General features: G+C 46.5%; 6 protein-coding genes. 2 read left to right on the top strand and 4 right to left on the bottom strand.

Annotated elements, in window-relative coordinates:
• On the bottom strand, positions 1-666 hold a 666-nt coding region (locus CCB157_RS16240), incomplete at its 3' end, for an N-acetylmuramoyl-L-alanine amidase (RefSeq protein ID WP_077616870.1).
• 528 nt (positions 667-1,194) lie between these two features.
• Between CCB157_RS16240 and CCB157_RS16245 the strand changes: the two genes are divergently transcribed.
• Positions 1,195-1,824, top strand: a complete 630-nt coding sequence (locus tag CCB157_RS16245; protein ID WP_077616871.1) for a LexA family protein — start codon at positions 1,195-1,197, stop codon at positions 1,822-1,824.
• 736 nt (positions 1,825-2,560) lie between these two features.
• Positions 2,561-2,773 (top strand): hypothetical protein, encoded by a 213-nt coding sequence (locus tag CCB157_RS16250; RefSeq protein ID WP_077616872.1) that lies wholly within the window; start codon positions 2,561-2,563, stop codon positions 2,771-2,773.
• 24 nt (positions 2,774-2,797) lie between these two features.
• On the opposite strand, the gene CCB157_RS16255 is transcribed toward CCB157_RS16250, so the two are convergent.
• The 3 genes from CCB157_RS16255 to CCB157_RS17760 all read right to left on the bottom strand — a co-directional run.
• Positions 2,798-3,148: a hypothetical protein gene (locus CCB157_RS16255; RefSeq protein ID WP_077616873.1), complete on the bottom strand. Its 351-nt coding sequence runs from the start codon at positions 3,146-3,148 to the stop codon at positions 2,798-2,800.
• Positions 3,149-3,206: 58 nt separating this feature from the next.
• Positions 3,207-3,935: a hypothetical protein gene (locus tag CCB157_RS16260; RefSeq protein ID WP_077616874.1), complete on the bottom strand. Its 729-nt coding sequence runs from the start codon at positions 3,933-3,935 to the stop codon at positions 3,207-3,209.
• Positions 3,936-4,095: 160 nt separating this feature from the next.
• Positions 4,096-4,285 (bottom strand): hypothetical protein (locus CCB157_RS17760; RefSeq protein ID WP_158077364.1); only part of this gene is annotated, 190 nt, incomplete at its 5' end.

Consider the following 4,285-nt stretch of genomic DNA (forward strand, 5'->3'; position numbering starts at 1 on the left):
CCCGACATAAATGGTGTAGTTGTCATCCAAATGGTTCCACTCTTTTATTTGGTCAATCGTGCTTCCATACTGTTGGCTCAATGAATAAACGGTATCGCCGGCAACGACGGTATGATAAACCGCCGTATTCTTTTGCAGGTTGAAAGCCAGGGCTAATCCGTTCACATGGCCCCTCGCCACTTTGTCGAGCCAAAAGGAACTTTTCATTTTCGCCGCATCGCTGGCGTTATCGATAAAGCCGTTCTCCGTTAAGAGAGCCGGCATAGCGGATTCTCTTAAAACATGTAAATCCGCTTGTTTCATACCTCTATCGGTCAGCTCATTGACTTTGACGACTTCTTGATGAATCACGCGTTGATAGGTGGTCGTCGGCGCCCCGACATTCGGATAGATATAGCTTTCAAACCCGGTTCCGCCGCCGGCATTGATATGAATGGAGAGGAAGTAGTTGGCTCCCCAAGCATTGGCGGCATCCGTGCGTTCGGTCAGGCTGACCGTTTGATCGCCGGTGCGGCTCATTAAAATCGAGACATTGCTATATTCGGCCGTCAGGATGTCACGGATGCGCGTCGCAATTTGCAGCGTGACGTTCTTTTCTTGCAGCCCGTTTCCGACGGCACCGGGATCGGTACCGCCATGCCCGGGATCCAAAAACAATTTAAACATTGTTCATCAACTCCTTTGGTATATTAAATGGAAGTTCGCTCTATGTTGTACAGGCTTGTGAAGTGAGAAACCGGTTGATTTTTAAAAAGTTGGACAGCATCCTTCCCGTCCGTCTCTATCATTTGGCACGTGTCATGCGGTCAAATGGAGGCGTTCGGTTTCGGACGATGATTATTCCGTCCTTGATTGCATGGGCTTGTTTTCAAACCGAGATTTCCTTTTGCCGGTTGTTCAGCACCTCCTTAGGCCGGCCCTATTCTCACTATTAGTGAGAATAGATGTTAAAAAAATTTTGCAGGAAAGCTCTCTTTTTTCGGCCACGCTTTGCATCCAATCTTCCAAACGACACGATCTGTCCAACGGCTTGTTCTTTGATGCCTCCTCTCTTTATCTCACTTTTTGTGAGTTATTTGATTATTATATTATCACGGAAAGTGAGATAGTCAAGCTTTTTTTCTCACATTTTTTGAGAATTATTTTTTATTCTCTCATTCCGTGATATGATAACCTTCAAAAGGGGGATGATGAATGTTGGCCAGATTGAGCGAAAGGCTTAAGGAACTGAGAAAAACCCATAAACTGACGCAACCTCAACTCGCCAATAAATTAAATGTCGGAAAAAGCACGGTCGCGATGTGGGAGACCGGAGATCGCCAGCCTGATTATAAAACACTCCAAAAAATCGCGGACTTTTTCAACGTCTCGGTAGATTATCTCCTCGGCCGCGACCGGTTGGCCACGCTTCAAAATGCGGTCCCGTATCATTCGCCGTCTATGGAACGCATTCCTGTTCTCGGCACGATCCGCGCCGGCGAACCGATCGATCGCATTGAAAACATCGAAGGCTATGAACTGGTGGAACCGGATATCTTGCGGGGAAGAAAGGCTTTTATCCTTCGCGTGCAAGGCGATTCCATGATCGGCGACAACATTTTCGACGGGGATCGCGTCATTGTTGTGCTGCAAAATCAAGTGGAACCGACCGATATTGCAGTGATCTCCGTGAACGGTGATGAGGCCACGCTCAAACGCGTCAAATGCCAAAACGGCATGTGTATGCTGATTCCGTCCAATCCGGAAATGGAGCCGATGTTATATCCCGCCGAGCAAATTTTTATCATCGGGAAGGTCATCGAAGTGAGGCATCGCCTGGAGTAAGCAATCCCCGTTACCGACACCTGTCTTTTCCATTTCAAAAGAAGGCGGCAGGTTTCATACCGTACCTTTTTGCCAACCCTTGTCGACTGACCGTTGAAAGTTAAAAAAGAGCCCGGATGAGAAATGAAGCCCGGGGATGACTTTTTTAGGAAGGATTCGAAGCCATTGATGGGGTTTTTTTATAGAAGCCTGTTATCACTTGTTGAAGCCAAAATAAAAACCTCCTTACAGGAGGCGTGTTCTATCATGAATTCCTCAATGCTCACTCTTCAAATGAAGAATGGGCCCGATTGAGTTATTTGTGAGCCAGCAAAAACCATCCAAATCGTTACAATATCTTTTCGTTAGCCATTCGTTTGCAATGAACCTTTTCCTAAAGATGAAACGGGGTTCCGCTTTATTAGCGAAACCCCGGCACAGTTAGAATGAAATGGAGCTTCCAACAGGGCTCGAACCTGCGACCTCTTCCTTACCATTTAAGCACATTGCTTTTATAAAGCATTTTTACGTTTTATTTCATATTATTGCAAACGTGAAAAATGGCTTGAATTTAGCCTTTTGTTTATCGTGTTTTATGGATGTTTATTTTTTTCGTTTGCAGTTTCGTTTGCAATTTTGTTTGCAGTTTTGGTTAAAGGAATAGATCCAATTCAGACGGGTTATTAGGTGGCGCTTGCCACCTTATTTTTTTCGATCTAAAATAAGAACAAATGTTCTATTAAAGGAGTGATTCAAGGTGGGAGAACATTGGATCGATGAAAAAGGCCGCCTCGTCGGCCGATGCATGTACTGCGATCGCGTCGGCCGGGCGGAGAATTTGCGGAAGTTGCCGCTTCGGTATATTGGTGATGATCGTGATTTGAGTGCGGAATATTGTCCGAATTGTTATGTTACGGTGCTGAAAGCGTTTCGGGAATTGCCTTGGCTTGAGGAAATTGAAGGTGAATAAAAAAACCGCCCTGGATGAGGCGGTTCATGCGCTATGGACTTCATTGTATTTTTTATTCCACCATTCGTGACATTCTTCATATGTTCCAATCATTTTCAATTTTGGGCCTTCGAGGTTGATCATCGAATCGTAGTAGATTTTATATATGTCATTTTTTCCGTCGTATAGGAACTCATAGTCCCAACCGCTATTCCCGAATGCCGCGATCCGGAATTTGCAACCGAATTCTTTCGCTTTTTGAGCGGCAAATTTTCGGGCCTTCTGATAGGCTCCTTCTTCATCGTAGGGAAATTTTGCAAAATCGATATCGTCTCCCCATCCAACAACCGCATAGCCGTCGCGATCATTTTCGATAGTGATGGTGTGAATGTACATTTCTTCCTCCTTCCATATCCCGCGGTATTTGGATTCGCCCCGCGGGTGGCGATGATTTTCAAGCATGTTCGCGGCAGTAGGCAAGGTAATCGTCAATTTCTTCGGGTTCTACCCAGTCTTCAGCGAATTTTTCAAAGTCGCTTCCGTAGCCGAACCAGAAGTCCCAAACGCTGCCGATCCGATCGTCATCCATCCATTCAACGAACTCGGTGAATGATTCAACTTGAAAGTCTTTTGAGATGCACCATTGCACGAATTTATCGGCCGCGTAGCTCCAATCTGAATCTGATTCATCGATTTCCAAGAAGATTTGTTTGATGCGATCTTTTTTGCTCGTAATGAGCTCGCCGATCGCTTCTCCATCATCCAGATCAACCGGGACCCCATCCTCATATGTGCATTCTTCAATGGGGAATTCTTGAATATCCCCGTTTGGGATCGGTTCATGCCATTCAATGATGCCGTCCTCGCGGAGATAGAATCCACAATCGTGCATTTCTCCATTTCGGATGAAAACACGATCGATGTACCACTTGCGCGGCTCCCGATTTTCAAACTCTGCTCGAATCGCTTCCAGCATTTCCTTTCGGGCGGCTTCTTCGGTCTCATGATAGCTGAGACCGGATTCCCCGGCTTCAATGTCATGCGCGGGAACCTCATCCGCGAAAGGATATTCCGGGCCCCAGGCGAAGAAGTACCGTCCGTCATCGACTTTCCCGACGACGTATGCTTCGCCGTCGATCGGGAAGTCATCGCGTCGGGCGATTGTCTCAACGACTTGAGCCATGATGTTCAGCTCCTTCTCCTTTTTAGTGGTGTATTCTTCAATGAACCTCCTGATCAATTCGCTGCCATTTGTTGCGGCTCGATTGTTTGCCCGTTGCCACCGAGCCCAAAGAGTATCCTCGATTCTGAATTGGCGTTTGATTAACCCCACTGTTGTCACCTCATGCGATATTCTTTTCTACATCGTCCACAGTCACATCGACGATCTTTCCGCCGACTACGGCGACAAAATAGCGACCTTTCCACGGCTCGTTCACTTCGTAGATGCGGCCTTCCTTCAATTCAAAATAGGTTGTTCCAGTTTTTCCTGAAGAGCTCCATTTCCTTTCAGCCGCGTTCAGAAACACGCGA

The organism is Caenibacillus caldisaponilyticus (assembly GCF_002003465.1).
In the GTDB taxonomy this organism is placed as follows: domain Bacteria; phylum Bacillota; class Bacilli; order Bacillales; family Sporolactobacillaceae; genus Caenibacillus; species Caenibacillus caldisaponilyticus.